The sequence below is a fragment of the Mesobacillus sp. QJM3NY_10 genome, from assembly GCF_056173465.1.
The window spans coordinates 4,064,429-4,086,398 of the sequence record NZ_CM149675.1 but is presented as its reverse complement, the minus strand read 5'-3'; the positions used below and the strand labels follow the sequence as shown (position 1 = coordinate 4,086,398).

Sequence of the window (21,970 nt, the reverse complement as noted above, 5' to 3'; positions counted from 1 at the left end):
ACAGGTTTGAAGGGAAAGCAAGAAAAGCTGTCAAGAAAAACCCGGAATCGTGACAGCTTTGAAGGCGAAAAGGGAAAAGCTGTCTAAATCCATATACACCCCACATCAAAGCAACCCTTATCCACATTTCCACTATAGAAAAGAAGTAAAAATATTTCGAAATAACTATCTAGGAAAAAAGGTCTATTTTAGCTAAATATGGTACAATTAATAAAAAGTTCCTAGTCATCTTCTGAGAGGATTGAAACCTATGGCCCGCCGTGTTACTAGCATATTAGACAACCTGCTTGGTTGGGGAAAAATAATGTTGCCGCATTCTACAATATGTTATTACCCTCCACAGTTCATTTTGCGGAACCCTGTCGTTTCTGGGGTAAAGAGAGCTTTTAACAGTGGCTTTGAAGTTGCTGTTATTGCATACACGATCAAGAATCACCAGGAGCTTGCTTCGCAGCTTGGTGAGGAGAGCTGGAAGTTTCAGAAGGCTTTGAAACGGCATTTCAAAAGCGTTATTGAAAAAGAAATCGACAAAGAGGACATGATTGTCCTGCATGATTACTATAGCGACAGCCTGAGCCTGTTCATGAGGATTGACCATAACAGATACTGTATCTCTGAAATTGATGTGAAAATGAAGAAAATTCTCAGGGAAGCGGAGAGCAGGATTTTTCAAGAGTATCCTACTCTCCAGCCTATCTTTGATACTGGGTTTATTTTTATCGATAAATCGGTGGATTCCGTTCACGGAGCGGTCTTAAAGGCACATCAGCAAGCGTTTGCGATGGCTGAGAAACGAATCCAAACTGAATTCAATGAAATGGTTTATGAAATGAAAAGAATTATAGCGCAACAGAATATCAAGCTTTTAGCACAGCCGATCATAGACGTCGCGACTAAGGAAATCCGGGCGTGGGAGATGCTGACGAGGGGACCTGAGGGCACTGCGCTTGAGAGTCCATTGCAGCTTTTCTCAGTTGCGCGGCAGACGAATACGCTCTATGACCTGGAAATGATCGTTTTGAGAAAAACGCTTGATCAAATCACTTCGACTGGTTGCCGAGATGATATCTTTATCAATTTCACGCCGATTACCCTCGGAAATTCCCGATTCGTCCGGGACCTGAAAAACATGATGCAATCATATGACACTATCCAGCCAAATCAGATCACTTTAGAAATTACCGAGAGGGACTCGATTGAGGGAATCGAGAATTTTATCTATAATATAAAGGTGTTAAGAGGAATGGGAATCAAAATAGCGGTTGATGATACTGGGGCAGGTTATGCCAGCTTGAATACCATCAGTGAAATCATGCCGGATGTCATTAAGATCGACCGTTCCGTCATCGAAAATATTGATAAGAACTCAGTGAAGGAGTCCATGCTGAAAGGGCTGCTGCTTGTTGCGCGGGAAGCGGGGTCCACCGTCATTGCGGAAGGAATCGAAAATGAGCATGAAGCATCGGTTCTCTCACGGAACAAGGTTGAACTGGCACAAGGTTATTTTTATGCCCGTCCTGGATTACTGAAAACCGTCTAGCATCTTATGAGGTGATAATGAATGTACTTTGTCGACAGAGAACAAATCGAAGAAACATTGCAGTTTTTAGAGAGACAAATCGACTTTTTTGAAAGCAATGGGCCATGGGAATCGCCAATGGAAAAATCAGCACTCGAGCGTGCGGCGCATACAATGGTAGAAGCCGTACTTGATGTGGGCAACGCGATGATCGATGGTTTCATCATGCGTGACCCGGGAAGCTATGAAGACATCATTGATATTCTGGATGATGAAAAAGTGGTTACCCAGGATATGAGCGCAGGGTTGAAAAAAATCGTCCTCTTCAGAAAGATGCTTGTCCAGCAGTATACTGCTGTGGACCATGCCGGCCTGATCGAAACCTTTAAGGCCGAGCTTCCTCATCTCAAGCTTTTTTCAGTAAAAGTGAGAGAGTACTTAACGAATGAATTAGGGCCAGTATCCGCTTTTAAAAAGTAAACCATGACAGTGGAGACCGTTAAACTGCGGTCTCTTTTCTGTTCTTGTCAAGAAAATGATAAAATAAGCTTTCGGGGCTGGATGAGGCCCTTGGGCGTTCAAATTGTGAGCTTTGTCCTTTGCACTCATTGCCCGGCTTATATAAAATGGGAGTATTCGTTTTTGAACGACATGGGAACGATATAGTTAGGAGTGATCATTATGAAAAAGTATAAAGGGTATTTAATTGATTTGGATGGGACGATGTACCGGGGATCAGAACGGATCGAAGCGGCTTCTGATTTTATAAAAAGGCTGATTGAAGCTGAAATCCCATATTTATTCGTTACGAATAATTCATCACGCACACCGGCACAGGTGGCAGAAAAGCTCCGTGGCTTTGATATTCCAACTACTGAGGAGCAGGTTTTTACAACGAGCCAGGCAACAGCCAACTATATTTATGAGCAAAAACAGGATGCGACTGTATATGTGATTGGCGAAGAGGGAATCCAGACAGCGATCCAGGAAAAAGGACTGAAATTTGCCGGGGAAGACGCTGATTTCGTTGTTTCAGGAATCGATCGCGGCATTACATATGAAAAGCTGGCTGTCGGCTGCCTTGCGGTCAGGAATGGAGCGACCTTCATTTCGACAAATGGGGATATCGCCATCCCAACTGAACGGGGCCTGCTGCCGGGCAACGGTTCGTTGACTTCCGTGATTGCTGTATCTACACAAACAGATCCGATTTTTATCGGGAAGCCGGAATCTGTGATTATGGAACAGGCTTTAAAGGTACTTGGGACAGAAAAAGAGGAAACCCTTATGGTCGGGGATTACTACGATACCGATATCCTTGCGGGCATGAGAGCAGGGATGGACACACTTCTCGTCCACACTGGTGTAACTACCAGGGAACTGCTGAAAGGGTATCAAGAAATGCCAACCTATACAGTGGACTCGCTGGACGATTGGGAAGTTTAATAAGACAAGCTAAAAAGGGACTTGAGCCGTTGAAGGCATCAAGTCCCTTTTTTTATCCAGCGCTTGTCGGGGCTGACCAAGGGGCTTGCGCTTTCCTAAGTCCAGCTCCAGCGCATAGCCAGTTTTCATCCCCGTATTCGCTCCTTGAGTTTCTTGCGAGAAGCGTTAGCTTTGAGTAGCTCGAGTCGCTTTTCTCTTAGTCTTCTACATTTGCCGCTCTGTGGGCAAGTCGGCTTGATGCTGCAGCAGCGACTGCTCCAACGATGTCATCAAGGAAAGTGTGGCACTTGCCTGATGCTTCTTTATCATTAAGCCTCTCCAGGATGCCTGGTTTCGCTTTATCGATGTATCCATAATTGGTGAAACCGATCGAGCCATATATATTTACGATTGAAAATGCGAGGATTTCATCGACGCCGTATAAACTTTCGTCTGTGTCGATAATGGATTGAAGTGGTTCGCCAAGCTTCTTTTGTTCAGCGAGGATATCCAGCTGGATTCCAGTCAGTATCGCATTCTGAACCTCACGCTTGGATAGAACTCGTTCAACGTTTTCGATACAATCCTCCATCTGCAGGTTTGGATGGTACTTTTCCTGCAGGAAATAGACGAGGTCGGCGATATCTTCTATTTCAACTCCGCGTTCATGGAGCCACTTCCGGGCAGTTTCCTCTGTCATATGGATGGCGCGTTTCTTTTCTAACATCTGCATCACCTTTCTGTTTTTGATTGCAGCATAATCACATTCATACTCTTTATCCTATTTAACCTAAAATATTCCGCTTAATCCGTTTTAGTGAAAGAATTCATTCCTTTAAATCATTTCCCTAATGAAGCCGCTTATTCATTGTAATGTTCATTCAAGTTTTACAATCCAATACATATATTTGTAGAAGAGTGGCTTGGAAATGAGGTGCTAATATGTTTCAAAAGATGTTAAAAGAAGTATATGGGATTTCGGCAGATTCAGAAGTATCTCTTGGAAGATATCATGGATATAAGCATAATGAAGGGCTTTATTTGATTATGGACGCTAATGGTGTAAAAGAGCAAGAGATAAGCGAGCTGGCGAGGATTGCTGACCATATGCAAACTTCTGGGGATCGGAATGTCTCGAGGCTGCTAGCTGATAAGGAAGGAAAACAAATTTGCGAATGGGAGGGAAGAAAATACTGTGTGTTGATGAACCGCGCAGCCCCTATGCCTGAAAAAATAAGAACAGGCAGGAAGCTGGCCAAATTCCACGCAAGGGGCCGGCAAATCCCTTTTAAAGTTGAAAGCATGAACAGAGTTGGACAGTGGAAACAACTCTGGGAAAAGCGGCTTGACCAGATGGAAAAGGTATGGAGCGGCAAGCTTTATACTGAGCCGGAAAATGATTTTGAGAAGATGTTCATGGAATCTTTTCCGTATTACATGGGGCTTTCTGAAAATGCCATTCAATACCTCGCTGATACTGAGATTGATGATAAACCGACAAAGATTGACCATGGCACTGTTTGCCATGAGCGCTTTACAAATACGGTCTGGAGAGGAACGTATTTTGTCAAAAATCCTTTCGAATGGGTATTTGATCACAGTAGCCGGGATCTCGCTGAATGGGTCAGAGAACGTTATTTCGCCAACATCCAGACGAGCCAGCCGGAAATCAAGAACTTCCTGGCAGAGTACCAATCAATGACCGTGCTGTCGCCATTTTCGTGGAGGCTGCTTTACGCGAGACTGCTGTTCCCGCTCCACTACTATGAGACAGTCGAAAATTACTATATAACTCAATCAGAACAGACGAAGCGCCAGCTTGAAGACCGCTTGCGGAAGTATTTGAATCAAAGCAGTGATCATGAGCGGTTCCTGAGCCATTTTTACCATCTTAGCGAAGCACCGGTAAAAGCAGCAAAACTGCCGGCAGTTGATTGGTTATTGCGATAGTCGAAGCTTTTTTGCCAATGGAAGTGTGCTGATGTGGTAGAATGAAATTATTCTACTATATTAAACGCTTTCAAAAGGAGTTAGACTATGAAACCGTATGTTTATATCACCAGGAAGTTACCTGAAGAAACAATTGTGGATCTCACCGAGCTTTTTGAAGTGAAAATGTGGGACCATGAAGATATCCCTGCACCTAGGGAAGTTATTTTAAGAGAAGCCCAAAAAGCCAGCGCTTTAATCACAATGCTTTCTGACAAAGTCGACGAGGAAGTGTTGTCAGCAGGTGAAAGTCTCAAAGTCGTTGCAAATCTGGCAGTCGGGTTTGACAATATTGACCTTGAAGCAGCAACAAAGCGTGGCATTATCGTTACGAACACACCGGATGTCCTGACAGAGACAACAGCAGACCTTACCTTTTCTTTGCTGATGGCATCCGCAAGACGAATCGTCGAAGCGGCGGAATATATAAAGGCTGGCAAGTGGGGAGGCTGGAGTCCGTACCTGCTTGCTGGGCATGATGTTTATGGAAAAACAATTGGAATTGTCGGCATGGGTAAAATCGGTGAAGCGGTCGCACGCAGGGCCAAAGGATTCGGCATGGAGATCCTTTACCATAACCGCTCCCGAAAACATGATGCTGAAAAAGAACTGGGCGCGGTCTACAGCTCTTTCGAGGATCTTGTGGTAAAATCTGATTTTGTGGTGTCACTAGCACCGCTAACGGCAGAAACGAGAAATCTTTTTACAGCCGATGTCTTTGCGAAAATGAAAAAAAACGCGATTTTCATCAATGCAGGCCGCGGCCCGGTTGTGGACGAGCAGGCTTTATATGATGCGCTTAAAAATGGTGAGATTGCGGCAGCGGGACTCGATGTCTTTGAAAAAGAGCCAATTTCCGCTGACCATCCGCTGCTGGAACTGCCAAACGTAACTGCGATCCCTCACATTGGCAGTGCAAGCACCGAAACCAGGACAACCATGATCAAGCTGTGCGGTGCAAATGTTAAAGCTGTCCTGACAGGTGACAGTCCAAAGACAATCGTTAATAAAGAAGTGCTTCAATAATCTACAAATCCTTCCCTTATGAACGGGAAGGTTTTTTTTTATATGGAAAAACATTTATTATAATCAAAATTTTTAATTTTTTTACACTTAGAGCCACATATGATTAAGCGTTTACACAGGAAAGGCTCCCTAAATATTTCCTTGTAAAAGCTGTTTCTGGTATTTATAATGTCTACTATACAAAAACAAATGTACATTTGAAATAGACACGAAGAGAGGGGAAAAGAAAATGCAGGCAATCTCGGTTGGACTTCTAGGTTTGGGAACAGTAGGGTCAGGTGTGGTCAGGATTATTGAAAACCACCAGGATAAATTGATGCACCAGGTTGGGTGCCCGATTAAAGTGAAAAAAATCCTCGTTCAGGATGTTGAAAAAGAAAGGTCGGTAAAAGTGGACCCATCTCTCCTGACGGTGAATCCAGCTGATATTATGGAAGACCCGGAGATTGAAGTGGTAATCGAGGTTATGGGCGGGATTGAAGATACTCGAGAACACTTGCTTCAGGCATTAAGGAGCAAAAAGAATATTGTGACCGCGAACAAGGATTTGATGGCCGTCCACGGTTCTGAGCTTTTAACAGTTGCCAATGAAAACGGCTGCGACCTCTTTTTTGAAGCGAGTGTCGCCGGAGGAATCCCGATCCTGCGCAGTCTGGTGGATGGTCTTGCGTCTGACAGAATCACAAAGATGATGGGGATTGTGAATGGCACAACAAACTACATTTTAACGAAGATGAGCCAGGAGGGACTGGCATATGATAGCGTGTTAAAGGAAGCGCAGCAGCTCGGGTACGCGGAGGCAAACCCGGCATCTGATGTAGAAGGACTGGATGCGGCTCGGAAAATGGCGATCATGGCCACTTTAGGGTTTTCGATGAAGATTGATCTAGATGATGTCAAAGTGAAAGGAATAACTTCTGTAACCGAAGAAGACCTGCAGTATGCGAAACAGCTGGGCTATACGATGAAACTGCTCGGCATCGCCGTCCGTGAAGGCGATAAAGTCGAGGTGTGCGTTGAGCCGGCATTGCTGCCATCAACTCATCCGCTTGCGTCTGTCAATAATGAGTACAATGCGGTGTATGTGTATGGTGAAGCTGTCGGGGAGACAATGTTTTACGGTCCTGGTGCCGGAAGCTTGCCAACCGCAACAGCAGTGGTCTCAGACCTTGTAGGTGTCGTCAAGAACATGCGCCTTGGGGTAAACGGCAGTTCTTTTGTGACTCCGCAGTATGAGAAACAGCTTAAGAATGATGGAGAAGTAAATTCAAAGCATTTCCTGCGTCTTCACGTCCATGACGAAGTCGGAGTATTTTCGAAAATCACCTCTCTTTTCGCAAGCCATAACGTCAGCTTTGAGAAAATCCTCCAGATGCCTTTGAAGGAAAAGGAGCTTGCTGAGATTGTGGTCGTTACGCATCAAGCCTCCTTGAAGGATTACCAGGATATTTTAATGGAGCTGCGTGACCTAAAGTTTGTGAAGGATGTCAAAAGCTCATACAGGGTCGAAGGAAGTGCCGGAGCATGAGATGGCGGGGGCTGTTAAGTGAATACCGTGAATACTTGCCAGTCAATGCCGAGACGCCATTGCTCACCCTCCATGAGGGCAATACTCCGCTGATCAGGCTTGACCAGCTGTCAGCGGAGTGGGGAATCGATTTATATGTAAAAGTAGAGGGAGTAAATCCTACCGGTTCTTTTAAAGACAGAGGGATGGTCATGGCGGTTGCCAAAGCTAAGGAGGCAGGAAGTGACACTGTCATCTGCGCCTCAACAGGCAATACTTCCGCCTCCGCGGCTGCTTATGCAGCAAGGGCAGGATTAAGATGCATCGTCGTCATCCCTGAAGGGAAAATCGCAATGGGCAAACTTGCACAGGCCGTGATGTATGGTGCAAGTATCGTTTCGATTGAAGGAAACTTTGATGAAGCATTAAAAATGGTCAGGGCAATCAGTGAAACAGAACCGGTGACCCTCGTGAATTCGGTCAATCCTTATCGACTTGAAGGACAAAAAACCGCCGCGTTTGAAATTTGTGACCAGCTGGGCGGAGCACCTGACATTCTGGCTATCCCGGTGGGGAATGCCGGCAATATCAGCGCATATTGGAAAGGATTCAAAGAATACGATTCCAGTAAGCGCACTGGTTTGCCGCGGATGTTCGGTTTTGAGGCAGAAGGAGCGGCCGCGATTGTCAAGGGGCAGCCGATTGAGCAGCCGGAAACAATCGCAACGGCGATCCGCATTGGCAATCCGGCGAGCTGGGATCTTGCCGTTTCAGCCCGTGATGAATCTGAAGGAAAAATCGATTTCGTCTCAGATGACGAAATTTTACAAGTCTACAGCAAACTGGCGAGCACGGAAGGAATTTTCGCTGAACCAGGATCTTGCGCATCGCTTGCGGGGATTCATAAACTTTTACAGCGAGGAGAAATTCCTTCTGGATCCAGAATAGTTGCCGTACTGACCGGAAATGGATTGAAAGATCCTTCAACCGCGATTGACATCAGCTCGATTTCACCAGTGCTGCTTCCAAATGACGAGAGGGTCGTCAGCGACTATATCAGGGGAGTTGTCCGGCGATGAAGGGGGTCCAGGAATCATTAGCTGCAGGGATAGTCGGAGGGAAAGTTTTATCGATAAAAGTTCCGGCCAGCTCAGCGAACCTTGGCCCAGGTTTTGACTCACTAGGCGTCGCCCTGACCCTCTACATGGAAGTCCAGGCTGAACAAAGCGATAAATGGAAGGTTACGCCTTTATCTCATTCATTAACAGGTTTTCCTTGTGATGAAAAAAATTTCATTTGCCAGATTGCGATGAAAACAGCTGAAATGTACAAGCAGCAAATGCCTCCGCTCCATGTCTATGTAAAAAGCGAGATCCCGCTTGCGAGGGGACTTGGTTCCAGTGCAGCAGCGATTGTCGCAGGAGTGGAACTGGCCAATGAATTCTGTGGCTTACAATTGACACGTACTGAAAAACTGGCAGCCGCCACCCTGTTCGAAGGCCATCCTGATAATGCCGGTGCGAGCCTGTTTGGAGGCGTCGTAGTTGGCAGCCAAATCGGCGATGAGGTCGATTTAACCGTTCTTGAACAGATTCAGTTTGACCCGATTCTAGTAGTACCTAATCAGGAGTTGCTGACAGAAGCTTCACGTGATGTCCTCCCGGATGTGATGGATTTTCAGCGAAGTGTCCAGGCAAGTGCAGTAGCTAATCAGCTGCTTGCCGCCCTGATGACACAGAATTGGCCCCTCGCAGGTAAGATGATGAGCGCTGATTTGTTCCATCAGCCTTATAGGAAAGCACTTGTGCCATTTTTTGAAAACGTGGAGGAAAAGGCCATTCAATCAGGGGCATTCGGAGTTGCATTGAGCGGAGCTGGACCATCAATTATGTGCCTTGCTGAACCCGGTAAAGGGGAAGCGGTAGCGGAAAAATTGAGGCAGCATTTAGTGGGGTTGGAGGTTATCAGTTTGCAGATTGATAAGGCAGGATGCAGGTCATCAGTAAGGTGATGATTTTTTAAACTACAGAGCTTTAAAAAAAAGCGGTTTTGCCTAAATTGGCAAAACCGCTTTATTATTGGTTAATTAGAATACCTGTTCAACCTCAACTACACCAGGTACTTCTTCTAAAAGTGCGCGTTCGATTCCAGCCTTAAGCGTAATTGTGGAGCTCGGGCAGCTACCGCATGCACCTAGCAGGCGAAGTTTAACAATGCCATCCTCAATATCAACTAGTTCGCAGTCTCCGCCATCGCGAAGAAGGAATGGGCGCAATTTATCTAATACTTCCTGTACTTGCTCAAACATTTGCTGTTCAGTCATGCAAATCGACTCCTTTCATAATACTTATTATAATCTTATCGGCCGGAAAAATCTATCCAATAAAACCGAAAAACCAGTGAACACAGTTTTTTCCTTATGCATCTTTTTCATCGTATAGTAAAATAAAAGAAAATAACAGGGGGTAATTGATAATGGAACGTAAAGAGGTAGAAATCGTCGTTTACGGAGCAGAAGTATTATGCCCAAGCTGTGTGAACCTGCCATCCTCAAAAGAAACGTATGAATGGCTCGAAGCCGCGATCAGCCGCAAATATGCAGACCAGCCATTCAAAATTGTTTATGTTGATATCCATAACCCTCCATCAGAGGAAGATAAACAGGAATTCGCTGAAAAAGTAATCGAAGAAGACATGTTTTACCCTGTCGTCCTGCTCGAAGGCAAGATCGTCGGCGAAGGAAATCCGAAATTGAAAACAATTTACGCGGAATTAGAGAAATATGGGTACGTTCCAGCTTAAAGCATTCCAATTTGGAGTGCTTTTTCTATTTTGTTGGCGATTAATTGATGAATTAGTGGAGAGTTCTACGTATTAGGTTAGTAATGAATGGCGAAGAATTGCTTTATTAGCGGAGTTCACAACTTTATTGGCGATTTTTTCATTTTATTGGCGATTTCAAAAATATATTGGCGATAATCAATTTTTATTGGCGGTTTTCACAATTTTATTGGCGAACTGGAAAATTTCAATTGATTTTTACCAGTGTGAGACTCGAGAAATAACCACGATTCCAAATTTTCGAAGTTCTAAAATAAACAAATAAAAAACCGGGCAGACCATCGCCCGGTTTTCAAATCATCATCCATTATGATACTTGTACATCCACAAAATCCCTGACTTTAGCAGGCGTGCGACGCGGCCGGTAATCGGGCGTTCGGCGACTAGTCCGAAGCCGTGCTTTTTGCCGAGTGAGCCGATGACACCTTTAAGCTTGATCGGTGGGAATGATTCAGGCGGTTCTTCGCCTTTCCAGCGTTTTTGCAAAACCTGGACGATTTGTTCTGCCTGGCCTTCTGCAAGCTGTGCACTTGGTGCGTGCGGAAGACTAGCACAATCTCCGACTATATAAACCTTTTCATAGCCTGGCAGATTATGTTGTGGAGTTACCACTGCGCGGCCCATGCTGTCTTTCTCAACGTCCATCTCGCGGACAAGTCGATTCGCCTGGATGCCGGCTGTCCATACGATTGCGTCATATACAATCGGCTCATCGTGGTTATAGAGAACATTTTTCTGGACTTCCGTGATATTCGCGTTGTTGATGATTTCAACATTGTGATTATCGAACCAATTCTCCACATAGGTGCTCAGGCGTTCAGAGAAGGCTGAGAGGATATGGTTGCCACGGTCAAAAAGCTTTATTTTCAAATCTTTGCGGCTTTCAGCCAATTCACTCGCAAGCTCAACACCGCTTAACCCTGCACCAACGATTGCCACGGTTGAACCTGCTGGCAAATTATTAAGTGCCTGGTAAGTCGCGCGGGACTTTTCAATGGATTGGATGCTGTATGTGAACTTGTCAGCTCCTGGGACATTGTGATATTTATCTTCACAGCCGAGACCGATAATAAGGTCATCATATTGAACAAACTCATCACCCTGGAGCTCAACCTTCTGATCCTCAAGATTGATGGCTGTAACTTCCGCATATTTTACCTGAAGGCGGGGATGCTCAGGAAATGCTACCCGGATATGCTGGTCAGAAATCGTACCTGCAGCCAGGGCATAGTATTCTGTTTTTAAACAGTGGTATGGAACACGGTCAATCAGCGTAATTGATACATCTTCCGGCAGGTCATTCGGCAGCAATTTATTAAGGACGCGCATGCCGCCATAGCCGCCGCCAAGGATAACGAGATTCTTCATGTGAATTTCCCCTTTTTAACTCTTCAGAGACAGTTAATGATGTTTTTCCAGCTCGCTCTTTAAACTCGTAAACGGATACATTTTTCGAAATTATTTTGCAATATTTTTATGCTCAATAAATCACCATAAAAAGTATAACGAAATTGTGACAAAATAACAACAATTTTATGGATGCCGTAAACCCGGGAAATTGACGATTTTCTAGAAAAAGGTTACGATTAAAAATTAGTAGAGAGGTGAAACAAATGATTAAGCCAATCATTGAATTTTGTATCAGCAATCTAGCGAGCGGTGCCCAAAAAGCAAGGGCAGAGCTGGAGCGTGACCCTGATCTTGATGTGATTGAATACGGCTGCCTTGGTTACTGCGGGAAATGCGCACAGTCCATGTTTGCCCTTGTAAACGGTGATCCAGTAGTGGGAGATACACCCGAAGAACTAGTAGAAAATATCTATCAATATTTGGACGAGAATCCGATGTTTTAATATACAAAAGGGCTGGCAGGGAATTCCGTTGCCAGCCCTTTTAACTGCATGAAAAAGAAGGACCCAGATGAGCCCTTCTCACTTTCCGACAGTTTGTTCTTCACGCATCTCCTGCCAGCGATCTTTTGCCAGCTGGATGATTTGTGGTTCAACTGACTGCCTCTGCTTTTCGATTACTTTTGAGAAAAAGCGGACCGCGTCCTGCGTTTGGCCAATCCTTCTTGAGAGATCACCAATCAGATACATCAGCCGCAGCTCTGAGACTTGAGTTCCTTTATAGTCTCCGGTGCTGTACGACTCAGTATATTCTTTAAGGGCGAGTTTTAAAAAACGCATTTCCTGTTCGTGGTTATCTATTGATCGGTACAGCCAGGCAAGTCTTATGTACAGCCCGGCTGAAACGATATGTTTCTCTTTTTTTAGAGTCGAGCTATAAGCTGCGAGTTTGAAAGTGTTCATAGCTTCCTGGATTGTTCGCTTATCTCCATAGTTATGATGAGCCCATTGACTGCATATTTTATCCTGGATGAGCTGTTTACCGCCCGGCGGAAAATAGTTGCTGAAATCATCGGTAAACGAGTAGCCGCAATTCGGGCAGACATTCACATAATAAAAATTAGGGTTTTCGAAACCATCGGCATAAATAGGGGCGAAATCAGTATCAAAACGGAGGACTTTCACAAAGCGGGAACGCACTTTTTTGGTGGTAAAAGATTGCTCGCACATTTCACAGTGATATTTTTTATCATAGAGCGGTTCTATTTGAGTCATTTTCGTCACCTGCCTGTTTCCCAATTATAGTATGGGTATATTATACCAAGTTAAATGGATGTTCGGTGGGAAAATATGAATATAATTCTTTTTCGGCTTGATTGGTTGAGGATTGGAAAAATGCTGTATATACTATAAGAAAGGGATCAAGGAGGTTTTATAATGGATAACATTGTGATTCTAACAGAAGAAGCTGCATTGCAGGTTAAAGATATGATGAAACAAAACGAAACGGAAGACGCTTACCTTCGCGTATCTGTAAAAGGCGGCGGCTGCAGCGGCCTGTCTTACGGCATGGGTTTTGCCCATGAGGTGGAAGAAGGCGACACTCAGCTGGAGCAGCACGGCATAAAAATCCTTGTTGATAGGGACAGCGCTCCAGTGCTGAATGGCACAACAATCAGCTATAAGCAGTCTTTAATGGGCGGCGGATTCACAATCGAAAACCCGAACGCGATCGCATCATGCGGCTGCGGTTCTAGTTTCAAGACAGCGACACGCGAAGGAACACCAGAAGAATGTTAAACTAAAAACAAAAAGCAAGGTCCGCGGACCTTGCTTTTTTTACATTAAGAGAAGCGCTTGCGCTTTTCGTTTTTACTTGAACATCGATGAACTGTGAAGCGGCTGTGTCTTCGCTTTTGGATCCATGTAGGATTTTGCGTTGTTGACAGCTGTTGGAGCTTCACCGAATCCTGTCGCGATCAGCTTTACTTTGCCTTCGTATGTGCAGATATCGCCTGCAGCATAAACGCCAGGGATATTCGTTTCCATTTTTGAGTTGACGACGATTGAGTTCTTTTCGATTTCAAGGCCCCATTCCTTGATTGGTCCAAGAGATGAAACGAAACCGAAGTTGCAGATGACCGCGTCAACGTCGACGGCTACAGAATCTTCGCCATTCGCGTCCTTAAGAACGATCTGGCTGATCTTTTCTCCATCACCAACAAGTTCAGTTGGCACATAAGGAGTCTTGATATCAACCTTTGAGTTTTGCAGGTTTTCAACACTGTGCTCATGCGCGCGGAACTTATCGCGTCGGTGGACGATTGTTACTTGTTCAGCGATTGGCTCAAGCATCAATGCCCAGTCAACAGCGGAATCGCCTCCGCCTAATACCGCGACCTTTTGGCCGGCGAACTGATTCAGGTCATCTATGAAATAGTGAAGGTTCTTCCCTTCGTATTGGGCAGCGCTTTCAAGTTCAAGCCTGCGCGGCTGGAATGCACCGTTTCCTGCTGTGATAATGACTGCTTTTGTATAGTGAACTTCTTTATCAGTAGTCAGCTTAATTGTTCCATCTTCCAGCTTTTCAAGCTTTTCAACAGATTGCTCAAGAGCAGTAGCAGGCTCGAATTTCGCCATTTGCTCTTTCAGGTTGTTGATCAGCTCCTGGGCACGGACTTTTGGAAAGCCGGCAACATCGTATATGTACTTTTCAGGATAAAGTGCTGATAATTGACCGCCCAACTGTGGCAAACTTTCAATAATCTTAACAGATGCTTGTCTCATTCCGCCGTAGAAAGCAGTGAACAGACCAGCAGGCCCCCCGCCGATAATCGTGATGTCATAAACTTTTTGATCTTCTTTCACTCCATATCCCCCTCACTATGTAGTAAAATTGCTCCAATTTTTATAATACCATAAATCGTAAAAATAAACTCCTATCATAATAGAACATTCCTTGTGGAACAATATACTTCATAGAAAAATGCTTTTATCATACTGAAAAATAGTGAAATCAGCCTATTTTCTGAATATTTCCAAGTTAACTTAATCGCTTGAAAATGCGACGCAAAAAGAATAAGATGAATGGTAGGCAATAATGTTAAGATTTTGTGACATTTTTAGGACATTTTTTTGAACATTCTAGTGAATAATATCACAAACTTATCCGGAAAAAGATGGCGGCAGATAGAGATGAGCCATTCGACCAAAAATATTTTAAAAAGGTGGAAGTGATCACTTTGAGAAAGCCAAAGATCGTAATTTTAGGAGCAGGATACGGGGGATTAATGACAGCTACCCGTTTACAAAAAGCTGTTGGAGTAAACGAGGCTGACATTGTCCTTATCAACAAAAATGATTACCACTATGAAACTACATGGCTGCATGAAGCATCAGCAGGTACTTTGCACCATGACAAAGTCCGTTATGATGTGCGTGATGTAATCGATCGCCATAAGGTTGAATTCGTCCAGGGTTCTGTCGAAGAAATCAAAATGGATGAGAAGCGTGTAATCCTCGAGAACGGTGACATTGTCTATGATTACCTTGTCATTGCCCTTGGTGCTGAACCTGAAACTTTTGGTATTAAAGGTTTGAAAGAGTATGCTTTCTCTATCGTCAACGTCAATTCAGCCAGACAAATCCGTGAGCATATCGAATATCAATTCGCAACTTACAATACTGAAGCTGAAAAGAAAGATGAGCGCCTGACAATCGTTGTTGGCGGTGCGGGCTTCACAGGAATCGAGTTCCTTGGTGAACTGACAAATCGCGTTCCTGAACTTTGCCGTGAATATGATGTAGATTACCATAAAGTAAAAATCGTTTGTGTCGAAGCGGCACCAATGGTTCTTCCTGGCTTCGACCCTGAGCTTGTCAATTATGCGGTAGCTACACTTGAGAAAAAAGGTGTGGAATTCCGTATCGGTACGGCAATCAAAGAAGCGACTCCAGAAGGCATCATCGTTGCTAAAGGCGAAGAAGAAGTCGAAGAAATCAAAGCTGGCACAGTTGTTTGGGCAGCAGGTGTCCGCGGAAACTCTGTTATTGAAAAATCAGGAATCGAAGCAATGCGCGGCCGTGTAAAAGTCCAGCCAGACCTTCGCCTTCCGGGTTCAGAAGATGTATTCATTGTCGGCGACTGCTCATTGATTATCAACGAAGAAATCAATCGCCCATATCCTCCGACTGCACAAATCGCCATGCAGCAGGGAGAAGTATGTGCTAGGAATATTGCCGCTCTAGTCCGTGGTAAATCCGAGATGGAGACATTCACACCAGATATCAAGGGTACAGTATGTTCACTTGGTGAGGATGACGCAATCGGTGTTGCTTTTGGCAAGAAAATGGTCGGCACGAAAGCTTCCTTCATGAAAAAGATGATCGACAACCGTGCGCTTTACATGATCGGCGGTCCTTCATTGGTTCTTAAAAAAGGTAAATTCAACGTTCTATAATAGATATATCGAAACAGACTTCTACTTGGGGTCTGTTTTTTATTTCGGAATGCACTTCGAGAATTATCTAGCTCCGGTGCTTGTCGGGCAGAATAAGGCGCCTTCGCTTTTCTTTACAACCAGGCGGACAGATGCAAAGACGAATCAGAATCCAATAGGGTACAATAATAGTACAAACTAGCTATTGGATGGGGAAATCAATGGGGAAACGAGAAAATGTCTGGCTTGGTGTCGCTGGTGTTGTTATTTCGGAAGATGGGCGCTGGCTGGTCGTTAAAAAGCGCTATGGAGGTCTGAAAGGAAGCTGGTCGCTGCCAGCAGGCTTCGTAGATGAAGGGGAAACGGCCGATCAGGCAGTCCTCCGGGAAGTGAAAGAAGAAACAGGTGTGGTCTGTACAATCACAGGGCTGCTGGGTTTGCGAACAGGTGTGATCAGGGAGTCCATCAGCGATAATATGCTCGTATTTCTATTGGCACCATTACCAGGACAGAGGGTGACGGTTGAGGAAAGTGAGCTATACGATGCAAAATTCATGACATCTGACGAACTAAAAGCAGACCCCGATACCTCGCTGCTGCTGCACTACCTTTTAAGTAAACCAATTGGTCAAGTTGTGTCTGGAGCGGAGGGATTGGATCCAGGCAAGCAGGTTCATTATAGTACATATAAATTATTTTTATAATTTTCTGAAATTTTGAGTAAGTGACAGATAATTAAAGAAAATATATGATGTATCCGTTTTCAATGTGGTTTTTTGGCCAAATTTGAACCTTTTCAAAAACAATGAATGTCTGATATATTATCAGAAAATTCAATAATATAAAGGAGAGGTTCTCAAATGAAAATGCATACACATGATGCAAAGGAATGTCCATACTGCTCTGGTAAAGGCTATTTCCAACTGTTGCTTGGCGGTTCAGAAACGTGCACTTGCTGCAGCGGATCAGGCAAATCAAAAAATTAACGCAATGCATCTTTGACCTTCGCACAATGCGGGGTTTTTCTTTTTGCCCAAAGATGAAAGTACACCATTTCATTGACTCGAAAACGGACAAACAGTAAACTAGAAATGATGTTTAATGGGGGGATATAGACATGATGACGGTTGTCACACTGATCATTTCGATGTTATTGTTTTTTGTCCTATTTTTCGGGATTGGCTTTTTATTGAATATGCTGCTGAGGATGTCATGGATCATGGCGGTTGTTTATCCATTAATCGCAATTTTCATTATTGATAAATATCCGTTTATCGACTATTTCAGGAATAGCGGGGAAGCCTTCAGTGATCTTGGACGAAGGCTTTCACAATTGGCAATGGCAGACATACTGATTTTAAGCAGCGGTCTGGCGGGTGCAATTTTAGCGGGTATAGTCATCAGGCTTTTGCGAAAAAAAGGATATCAAATGTTCTAATACAAGAAACCTTCAATATTTGGAGGTTTTTTTTGTGCATAAAATTGATTGGTTGTTGGATACTATAAGTAATATTTTACTTTTAATGGAAGTGTAAATAGGTCTTTAGGCACTTTTTTGCTCCTTTTGGAATATTTCTTGTTTCGTTGGGAAATTAATAGTTTTGGGAGGAGTGAAAAATTATATGAATATTTTAAAAATGTGGGCCAGACGCTCAGCGATGGCAGTTTTATTTTTTGCTGCTATAACTTCTACGTTTCATTCTATTTCGGGAGTTGAAGCTTCTACTGTATCTACATATGTATTTGATAGCGCAGGAACTCAACAAGAGGATAACGCAAGTACTGATCATAAAAAGAAATCGATAGGACTCGCTTTTAAGTTTTTGAAAAAAGTATCTGACTTCACGACTAAAATTTCTTCAAGTGAAAAGGTTGCCGGAAAGCAGCCCACTCTTGAGGAATCACTAAACTGGTCACAATACCCGACAAAGAAGATCATAGCAACAGGGTATACAGCCGGTGTTGAATCGACTGGCAAAAATCCTGGGCATCCAGGGTATGGAATCACTTATTCTGGTGTAAAAGTTAAACGTGACTTATATTCAACTGTCGCGGCTGATTTAAACGTATTTCCGATTGGGACAATCCTGTTCATCCCGGGATATGGATTCGGTGTTGTTGCCGATAAAGGTGGCGCAATCAAAGGGAATAAAGTGGATTTGTATTATGATACGGTAAATGATGTATACGAGCAATGGGGCAAAAAGACACTGGATGTGTATGTAATTGAGATGGGCAATGGCAAGCTGTCAGAAGCCGATTTAAAAGCCCTTAATGAGAACGAATCAATGCAGGTTTTCCGCCAGCAGTATATAAGCGGTAAAAAATCATAAAAGTTTAGGCACCTTCCTTGAATGGAAAGTGCCTTTTTAGTTCAGTCAATGAGGAGACGATGCAATTTTTCCAGTCCATCCAAAAGCCGTGGTGACGGACGGCAGTATAGTTCTTCTTCCAGGATCAGGATCCGGTCGTTTTTGACAGCATCAAGTTCCTCCCAGCCAGGCCTGTTTGTGATCAATTCCTTCTTCACCTTTTGCTTCCTGACACCGACCCAGACGACGCATATATAATCCGGATTTCGTGATTTCACATCATTCCAGTCCGTTTGCACGCTTGCGAGCTCAACGTCTTTAAAAACGTTCTCACCACCCGCAGCCTCGGACACCTCTGTCAGCCAGTTAATGCTGCCAGGGGTAAAAACAGGCTTTGGCCACCATTCCCAGTAAAGCTTTGGGCTCCAAGCGGAATTGGCGCTTTTTTGCTTGATGTTCTCAAGCCTGCTCCTGAACTGGGCAGATGCTTGCTGGCCGCGATCCGGCATGTTCAAGGCGTTGGCCGTTATCATCAAATCATTTTCAATATCCGCCAACGATTGCGGATTCAATACGATATGTGGAATGTTGCGTGCTGCCAAACCCTCAATATTCTTTTCCATCCCCGGAACGCTTAAAGAAGCAAGGACGAGGTCTGGCTTCAATTCCTCGACGAGGTCTAGGTTTATCGATAAATCTGGACCGAGCTTGAGCAATGATTTTACCGATTCTGGCCAGTCTGAAAAATCATCGACTCCAACAAGGAGATCAGTCAGTCCTAAGTATTCCATGATTTCAGTATTGCTGGGACATAAAGAAATGACTCTCATTTGATTCACCTGCTTTTAAAATATATAGTGCAGCAGTAGGGTTAAGATTACACCAGTCAAACCTCCAAAGAACACTTCGATCGGTTTGTGGCCGAGCAATTCTTTCAATTCTTTTTGCTTTTCCTTTTCAGGCTTATCCTGCCAGCCCTTCGCCTCCTGTGCGAATCGGCCGAAATCAGCTACAAGCTGGTTCAAAACGATGGCCTGCTCGCCTGCCTGCCTGCGGACACCTGATGCATCAAACATCGTGATAATCGCAAAAACAGCGGCGACTGCGAAAACGGCTGAATCCGCACCGGTTTCGAGAGCCACACCGGTAGCCAATGCTGTGACGGCTGCCGAGTGGGAACTTGGCATTCCGCCTGTGCTTGTCAAAAGCGACCAATCGATTTTCCTCGTCGCAATATATTGAATTGGGACCTTTACGAACTGCGCGAAAAATATCGCAGCAAGCGAAGCCCATAATGGGAAATTCGTTAATAATTCCATGGCTGTTCCCCCTATGTATATAAAAGTACCTTTTTAAGTAATACCCAAGTTTAATTATAACATTACATCTGATTTATAAGGTTTGATAAAATAGTGCTAATACTTCAGGAATGAGGTGAGGGAAGTGACGGACTACCCTGTTGAGTATTACGAGTTCTTTATTAAATTCAACGAAGGGGATTATTATACCTGCCATGACTTGCTTGAAGATATGTGGATGACCGATAAAGGGAATCTGTTTTTAAAAGGCCTGCTGCAAATGAGTGTTGCCATTTATCACTACAGCTATGGAAATGTGAAGGGCGCCCGGCTGATGATGCAGGCGGCAAATGACTATTTGCAATCATACCGCCCAGTCCACTGGGGACTTGATTTAGAGAAAATTTATCCATTCATCGAAGACTGTCTGATGATATTCCCTGCGGAACTGGACCGTGTTCCATTTGAGGAAGTTTCGATGCTGCCCGAGCTTCCGGTGTTATATTTGTATCTTGAAGATTGACAGAGGCGATTATTTTACAATGTGATGAAGAAAGAAATTGCCTGCAATGTTAGGAAGTCGAAATATTTTAAGAGTTTCGATATAATGAAGTTATAAATTTGTAGGGGTGAATGATTTGTTTAAAGTGAATGATCAATTTAATTTTTCAAACAACCATGAGTGCCTGGTGATTGGCTTGTTCAACAAGCCGTCGGGTCTTGAAGGCTTCTTGGGAGAAGCCGATGGACTTTTTGATGGACAGCTGACGGAACTTGTTAAAAGCGGGGATATCTCAACTAAGAAAAAAGCGGTTTCCAAGATACATACTTTCGGTAAAATTGGCGCGAAAAAGGTTTATTTTGTCGGCCTTGGCCATGAAAAGGAATATAATTTCGAAACATTAAGGGATGCATTCGGCCGCTTGTTTAAGACGGCGAAGAATGAGAAGTGGACGGAAGCAGCCGTGCTTTTAGATACTTTTACAAGCGAAAAGGTTGAGCTTAATGATGCGGCGCATGCATTAGGTGAAGCGTTACCGATGGCTACATATGAGTTCGAAGGCTACAAGCAAAAATCAAACGAGCCTGAAAAGCGAATCGAAACCCTGACTGTATACAGCGCAGACGAAGAGGGAGAAGTGGAAGCAGCAGTTGAAGTTGGCTTTGTTTTCGGTAAGGGAACGAATTCGGCTCGTACGCTCGTGAATACTCCAGGAAACCTTTTGACAGCTACAGACATGGCTGAATATGCGATGAAGCTGGCAGAGAAATATGAATTTGAAGCAGAAATTTTAGAAAAAGAAGAGATGGAAAAGCTTGGCATGGGTGCGCTTCTTGCGGTCAATCAGGGATCTTCACAGCCGCCAAAAATGATCGTCCTGAAGTATCAGGGCAAGGAAGAGTGGAAGGATGTAATTGGCCTTGTCGGCAAGGGCATCACGTTTGATACAGGCGGATACTCAATCAAAACAAAGACTGGTATCGTCGGCATGAAGTCCGATATGGGCGGTGCGGCAGCGGTTCTTGGTGCAATGGAAATCATCGGTGAGCTGAAGCCTGAGCAAAACGTCGTAGCGGTTATCCCTTCAACAGACAATATGATCTCGGGCACAGCCTTCAAACCAGATGACGTCATCACGTCAATGAGCGGCAAAACGATTGAAGTATTGAACACAGATGCAGAAGGACGACTCGTGCTTGCTGACGCAATGACTTACGCAAAGCATCATGGTGCGAACTATCTAGTAGATATCGCAACCCTGACAGGCGGTGTCATTACTGCTTTAGGTCTGCATACATCCGGAGCATTGACGAACAACGAAGAGTTCTTTGAACAAGTGCTGGAGGCTTCATATGAATCGGGAGAGCCAATCTGGCGCCTGCCATTGTTCGAGCGCGACATTGAACGTGTCCGTGGCAGCAAAATCGCAGACCTGAATAATTCCCCAGGCGCAGAAGGCCATGCGATCATGGGCGGAGCGTTTGTCGGCGAATTTGCAGAAGGCACTCCATGGGTGCACCTCGACATCGCCGGAACAGCGACAACAAGCAAAGAATACGACCTTGGCCCATCAGGCGCAACCGGCGTCATGGCCCGTACATTGGCATTGCTGGTCGAAAGATTTGAAACAGGAGATAAAGAATAAATTAAGCTTAGTTACCCCAAAGTCAGAGCGACTTTGGGGTTTTTATGTTTTCAGGTAATGCATTAAGTTGAAGATGGGCTATGTTCGGACAAATCATACTAGGTACAAGAGCATTTTG

The 21,970-nt window shown here is 44.3% G+C and carries 25 protein-coding genes; 18 read left to right on the top strand and 7 right to left on the bottom strand.

The annotated features are described in order from the left end of the window. Positions 1–304: 304 nt before the first annotated feature. The 3 genes from AC0VX7_RS20680 to AC0VX7_RS20670 all read left to right on the top strand — a co-directional run bounded on the left by AC0VX7_RS20680 (position 305) and on the right by AC0VX7_RS20670 (position 2,965). Positions 305–1,540 (top strand): EAL domain-containing protein, encoded by a 1,236-nt coding sequence (locus tag AC0VX7_RS20680; RefSeq protein ID WP_475425703.1) that lies wholly within the window; start codon positions 305–307, stop codon positions 1,538–1,540. Positions 1,541–1,561: 21 nt separating this feature from the next. After that, on the top strand, positions 1,562–1,999 hold the full coding sequence (locus AC0VX7_RS20675) for a DUF86 domain-containing protein (protein ID WP_475425702.1): 438 nt from the start codon (positions 1,562–1,564) through the stop codon (positions 1,997–1,999). 201 nt (positions 2,000–2,200) lie between these two features. Continuing rightward, the gene (locus tag AC0VX7_RS20670) at positions 2,201–2,965 is read left to right on the top strand and encodes a TIGR01457 family HAD-type hydrolase (RefSeq protein WP_475425701.1); all 765 of its coding nucleotides are present in this window, start codon (positions 2,201–2,203) and stop codon (positions 2,963–2,965) included. A gap of 196 nt (positions 2,966–3,161) precedes the next feature. Here AC0VX7_RS20670 and AC0VX7_RS20665 read toward each other — a convergent pair whose 3' ends face one another. Continuing rightward, the gene (locus tag AC0VX7_RS20665; protein ID WP_475425700.1) at positions 3,162–3,671 is read right to left on the bottom strand and encodes a phosphatidylglycerophosphatase A family protein; all 510 of its coding nucleotides are present in this window, start codon (positions 3,669–3,671) and stop codon (positions 3,162–3,164) included. Between the two features lie 215 nt (positions 3,672–3,886). Here AC0VX7_RS20665 and yutH point away from each other — a divergent pair, with 215 nt between their 5' ends. The 5 genes from yutH (at position 3,887) to thrB (ending at position 9,477) form a co-directional block, all read left to right on the top strand. Further along, the gene (yutH, locus tag AC0VX7_RS20660) at positions 3,887–4,894 is read left to right on the top strand and encodes a spore coat putative kinase YutH (protein WP_475425699.1); all 1,008 of its coding nucleotides are present in this window, start codon (positions 3,887–3,889) and stop codon (positions 4,892–4,894) included. 87 nt (positions 4,895–4,981) lie between these two features. Further along, positions 4,982–5,959 carry a 2-hydroxyacid dehydrogenase gene (locus tag AC0VX7_RS20655; RefSeq protein WP_475425698.1) on the top strand — a complete coding sequence of 326 codons (978 nt, stop codon included), beginning with the start codon at positions 4,982–4,984 and terminating at the stop codon, positions 5,957–5,959. Between the two features lie 229 nt (positions 5,960–6,188). Beyond that, a complete protein-coding gene (locus AC0VX7_RS20650) occupies positions 6,189–7,487 on the top strand; it encodes a homoserine dehydrogenase (protein WP_475425697.1) in 1,299 nt (432 codons plus the stop codon). Then, a complete protein-coding gene (thrC, locus tag AC0VX7_RS20645) occupies positions 7,484–8,545 on the top strand; it encodes a threonine synthase (protein ID WP_475425696.1) in 1,062 nt (353 codons plus the stop codon). Before AC0VX7_RS20650 ends, thrC begins: the two co-directional genes overlap by 4 nt. Next, on the top strand, positions 8,542–9,477 hold the full coding sequence (thrB, locus tag AC0VX7_RS20640; RefSeq protein ID WP_475425695.1) for a homoserine kinase: 936 nt from the start codon (positions 8,542–8,544) through the stop codon (positions 9,475–9,477). The genes thrC and thrB overlap by 4 nt, the downstream gene beginning before the upstream one ends. A 75-nt stretch (positions 9,478–9,552) precedes the next feature. On the opposite strand, the gene AC0VX7_RS20635 is transcribed toward thrB, so the two are convergent. Then, on the bottom strand, positions 9,553–9,789 hold the full coding sequence (locus AC0VX7_RS20635; protein ID WP_041966137.1) for a NifU family protein: 237 nt from the start codon (positions 9,787–9,789) through the stop codon (positions 9,553–9,555). Between the two features lie 152 nt (positions 9,790–9,941). Here AC0VX7_RS20635 and AC0VX7_RS20630 point away from each other — a divergent pair, with 152 nt between their 5' ends. Further along, the gene (locus AC0VX7_RS20630; protein WP_475425694.1) at positions 9,942–10,268 is read left to right on the top strand and encodes a YuzD family protein; all 327 of its coding nucleotides are present in this window, start codon (positions 9,942–9,944) and stop codon (positions 10,266–10,268) included. Positions 10,269–10,607: 339 nt separating this feature from the next. Here AC0VX7_RS20630 and AC0VX7_RS20625 read toward each other — a convergent pair whose 3' ends face one another. Continuing rightward, positions 10,608–11,675, bottom strand: a complete 1,068-nt coding sequence (locus tag AC0VX7_RS20625) for an NAD(P)/FAD-dependent oxidoreductase (protein ID WP_475425693.1) — start codon at positions 11,673–11,675, stop codon at positions 10,608–10,610. Positions 11,676–11,920: 245 nt separating this feature from the next. Here AC0VX7_RS20625 and AC0VX7_RS20620 point away from each other — a divergent pair, with 245 nt between their 5' ends. Then, the gene (locus AC0VX7_RS20620) at positions 11,921–12,160 is read left to right on the top strand and encodes a YuzB family protein (RefSeq protein WP_041966141.1); all 240 of its coding nucleotides are present in this window, start codon (positions 11,921–11,923) and stop codon (positions 12,158–12,160) included. Between the two features lie 78 nt (positions 12,161–12,238). Here the strand turns inward: AC0VX7_RS20620 and AC0VX7_RS20615 are convergent, their stop codons facing one another. Continuing rightward, complete coding sequence (locus AC0VX7_RS20615; RefSeq protein ID WP_041966142.1) at positions 12,239–12,931, bottom strand: DUF2225 domain-containing protein; 693 nt, start codon at positions 12,929–12,931, stop codon at positions 12,239–12,241. Between the two features lie 162 nt (positions 12,932–13,093). Between AC0VX7_RS20615 and AC0VX7_RS20610 the strand changes: the two genes are divergently transcribed. Next, positions 13,094–13,456: a HesB/IscA family protein gene (locus AC0VX7_RS20610; RefSeq protein ID WP_475425692.1), complete on the top strand. Its 363-nt coding sequence runs from the start codon at positions 13,094–13,096 to the stop codon at positions 13,454–13,456. A gap of 72 nt (positions 13,457–13,528) precedes the next feature. Here AC0VX7_RS20610 and AC0VX7_RS20605 read toward each other — a convergent pair whose 3' ends face one another. Further along, positions 13,529–14,524: an NAD(P)/FAD-dependent oxidoreductase gene (locus tag AC0VX7_RS20605; RefSeq protein ID WP_475425691.1), complete on the bottom strand. Its 996-nt coding sequence runs from the start codon at positions 14,522–14,524 to the stop codon at positions 13,529–13,531. A 374-nt stretch (positions 14,525–14,898) separates the two neighbouring features. Here AC0VX7_RS20605 and AC0VX7_RS20600 point away from each other — a divergent pair, with 374 nt between their 5' ends. From AC0VX7_RS20600 to AC0VX7_RS20580, 5 genes are all read left to right on the top strand, one after another. Further along, positions 14,899–16,116 carry an NAD(P)/FAD-dependent oxidoreductase gene (locus AC0VX7_RS20600; RefSeq protein ID WP_215030725.1) on the top strand — a complete coding sequence of 406 codons (1,218 nt, stop codon included), beginning with the start codon at positions 14,899–14,901 and terminating at the stop codon, positions 16,114–16,116. 200 nt (positions 16,117–16,316) lie between these two features. After that, complete coding sequence (locus AC0VX7_RS20595; protein ID WP_475425690.1) at positions 16,317–16,799, top strand: NUDIX domain-containing protein; 483 nt, start codon at positions 16,317–16,319, stop codon at positions 16,797–16,799. Positions 16,800–16,955: 156 nt separating this feature from the next. After that, positions 16,956–17,081, top strand: a complete 126-nt coding sequence (locus AC0VX7_RS20590; protein ID WP_475425689.1) for a YuiA family protein — start codon at positions 16,956–16,958, stop codon at positions 17,079–17,081. Between the two features lie 131 nt (positions 17,082–17,212). Continuing rightward, positions 17,213–17,533, top strand: a complete 321-nt coding sequence (locus AC0VX7_RS20585; RefSeq protein WP_475425688.1) for a YuiB family protein — start codon at positions 17,213–17,215, stop codon at positions 17,531–17,533. Between the two features lie 184 nt (positions 17,534–17,717). Beyond that, positions 17,718–18,428 carry a 3D domain-containing protein gene (locus AC0VX7_RS20580; protein ID WP_475425687.1) on the top strand — a complete coding sequence of 237 codons (711 nt, stop codon included), beginning with the start codon at positions 17,718–17,720 and terminating at the stop codon, positions 18,426–18,428. A gap of 41 nt (positions 18,429–18,469) precedes the next feature. Here AC0VX7_RS20580 and AC0VX7_RS20575 read toward each other — a convergent pair whose 3' ends face one another. Both AC0VX7_RS20575 and AC0VX7_RS20570 read right to left on the bottom strand, forming a co-directional pair. Further along, entirely contained in the window at positions 18,470–19,237 is a 768-nt protein-coding gene (locus tag AC0VX7_RS20575; RefSeq protein WP_475425686.1) for a cobalamin-binding protein, read from the bottom strand. Between the two features lie 15 nt (positions 19,238–19,252). Next, the gene (locus tag AC0VX7_RS20570) at positions 19,253–19,726 is read right to left on the bottom strand and encodes a divergent PAP2 family protein (protein ID WP_475425685.1); all 474 of its coding nucleotides are present in this window, start codon (positions 19,724–19,726) and stop codon (positions 19,253–19,255) included. Positions 19,727–19,850: 124 nt separating this feature from the next. On the opposite strand from AC0VX7_RS20570, the gene AC0VX7_RS20565 reads away from it, so the two are divergent. After that, positions 19,851–20,228, top strand: coding sequence for a DUF309 domain-containing protein (locus AC0VX7_RS20565; protein ID WP_475425684.1), 378 nt, complete (start codon positions 19,851–19,853; stop codon positions 20,226–20,228). 115 nt (positions 20,229–20,343) lie between these two features. Then, a complete protein-coding gene (locus tag AC0VX7_RS20560; protein WP_475425683.1) occupies positions 20,344–21,852 on the top strand; it encodes a leucyl aminopeptidase in 1,509 nt (502 codons plus the stop codon). Positions 21,853–21,970: the final 118 nt, after the last annotated feature.

Bases quoted from the DNA above. Each gene is read 5' to 3' on its own strand.
- AC0VX7_RS20680 (WP_475425703.1), top strand. From the start codon at position 305: ATGTTGCCGCATTCTACAATATGTTATTACCCTCCACAGTTCATTTTG.
- AC0VX7_RS20675 (WP_475425702.1), top strand. From the start codon at position 1,562: ATGTACTTTGTCGACAGAGAACAAATCGAAGAAACATTGCAGTTTTTA.
- AC0VX7_RS20670 (WP_475425701.1), top strand. From the start codon at position 2,201: ATGAAAAAGTATAAAGGGTATTTAATTGATTTGGATGGGACGATGTAC.
- AC0VX7_RS20665 (WP_475425700.1), bottom strand. From the start codon at position 3,671: ATGTTAGAAAAGAAACGCGCCATCCATATGACAGAGGAAACTGCCCGG.
- yutH (WP_475425699.1), top strand. From the start codon at position 3,887: ATGTTTCAAAAGATGTTAAAAGAAGTATATGGGATTTCGGCAGATTCA.
- AC0VX7_RS20655 (WP_475425698.1), top strand. From the start codon at position 4,982: ATGAAACCGTATGTTTATATCACCAGGAAGTTACCTGAAGAAACAATT.
- AC0VX7_RS20650 (WP_475425697.1), top strand. From the start codon at position 6,189: ATGCAGGCAATCTCGGTTGGACTTCTAGGTTTGGGAACAGTAGGGTCA.
- thrC (WP_475425696.1), top strand. From the start codon at position 7,484: ATGAGATGGCGGGGGCTGTTAAGTGAATACCGTGAATACTTGCCAGTC.
- thrB (WP_475425695.1), top strand. From the start codon at position 8,542: ATGAAGGGGGTCCAGGAATCATTAGCTGCAGGGATAGTCGGAGGGAAA.
- AC0VX7_RS20635 (WP_041966137.1), bottom strand. From the start codon at position 9,789: ATGACTGAACAGCAAATGTTTGAGCAAGTACAGGAAGTATTAGATAAA.
- AC0VX7_RS20630 (WP_475425694.1), top strand. From the start codon at position 9,942: ATGGAACGTAAAGAGGTAGAAATCGTCGTTTACGGAGCAGAAGTATTA.
- AC0VX7_RS20625 (WP_475425693.1), bottom strand. From the start codon at position 11,675: ATGAAGAATCTCGTTATCCTTGGCGGCGGCTATGGCGGCATGCGCGTC.
- AC0VX7_RS20620 (WP_041966141.1), top strand. From the start codon at position 11,921: ATGATTAAGCCAATCATTGAATTTTGTATCAGCAATCTAGCGAGCGGT.
- AC0VX7_RS20615 (WP_041966142.1), bottom strand. From the start codon at position 12,931: ATGACTCAAATAGAACCGCTCTATGATAAAAAATATCACTGTGAAATG.
- AC0VX7_RS20610 (WP_475425692.1), top strand. From the start codon at position 13,094: ATGGATAACATTGTGATTCTAACAGAAGAAGCTGCATTGCAGGTTAAA.
- AC0VX7_RS20595 (WP_475425690.1), top strand. From the start codon at position 16,317: ATGGGGAAACGAGAAAATGTCTGGCTTGGTGTCGCTGGTGTTGTTATT.
- AC0VX7_RS20590 (WP_475425689.1), top strand. From the start codon at position 16,956: ATGAAAATGCATACACATGATGCAAAGGAATGTCCATACTGCTCTGGT.
- AC0VX7_RS20585 (WP_475425688.1), top strand. From the start codon at position 17,213: ATGATGACGGTTGTCACACTGATCATTTCGATGTTATTGTTTTTTGTC.
- AC0VX7_RS20580 (WP_475425687.1), top strand. From the start codon at position 17,718: ATGAATATTTTAAAAATGTGGGCCAGACGCTCAGCGATGGCAGTTTTA.
- AC0VX7_RS20575 (WP_475425686.1), bottom strand. From the start codon at position 19,237: ATGAGAGTCATTTCTTTATGTCCCAGCAATACTGAAATCATGGAATAC.
- AC0VX7_RS20570 (WP_475425685.1), bottom strand. From the start codon at position 19,726: ATGGAATTATTAACGAATTTCCCATTATGGGCTTCGCTTGCTGCGATA.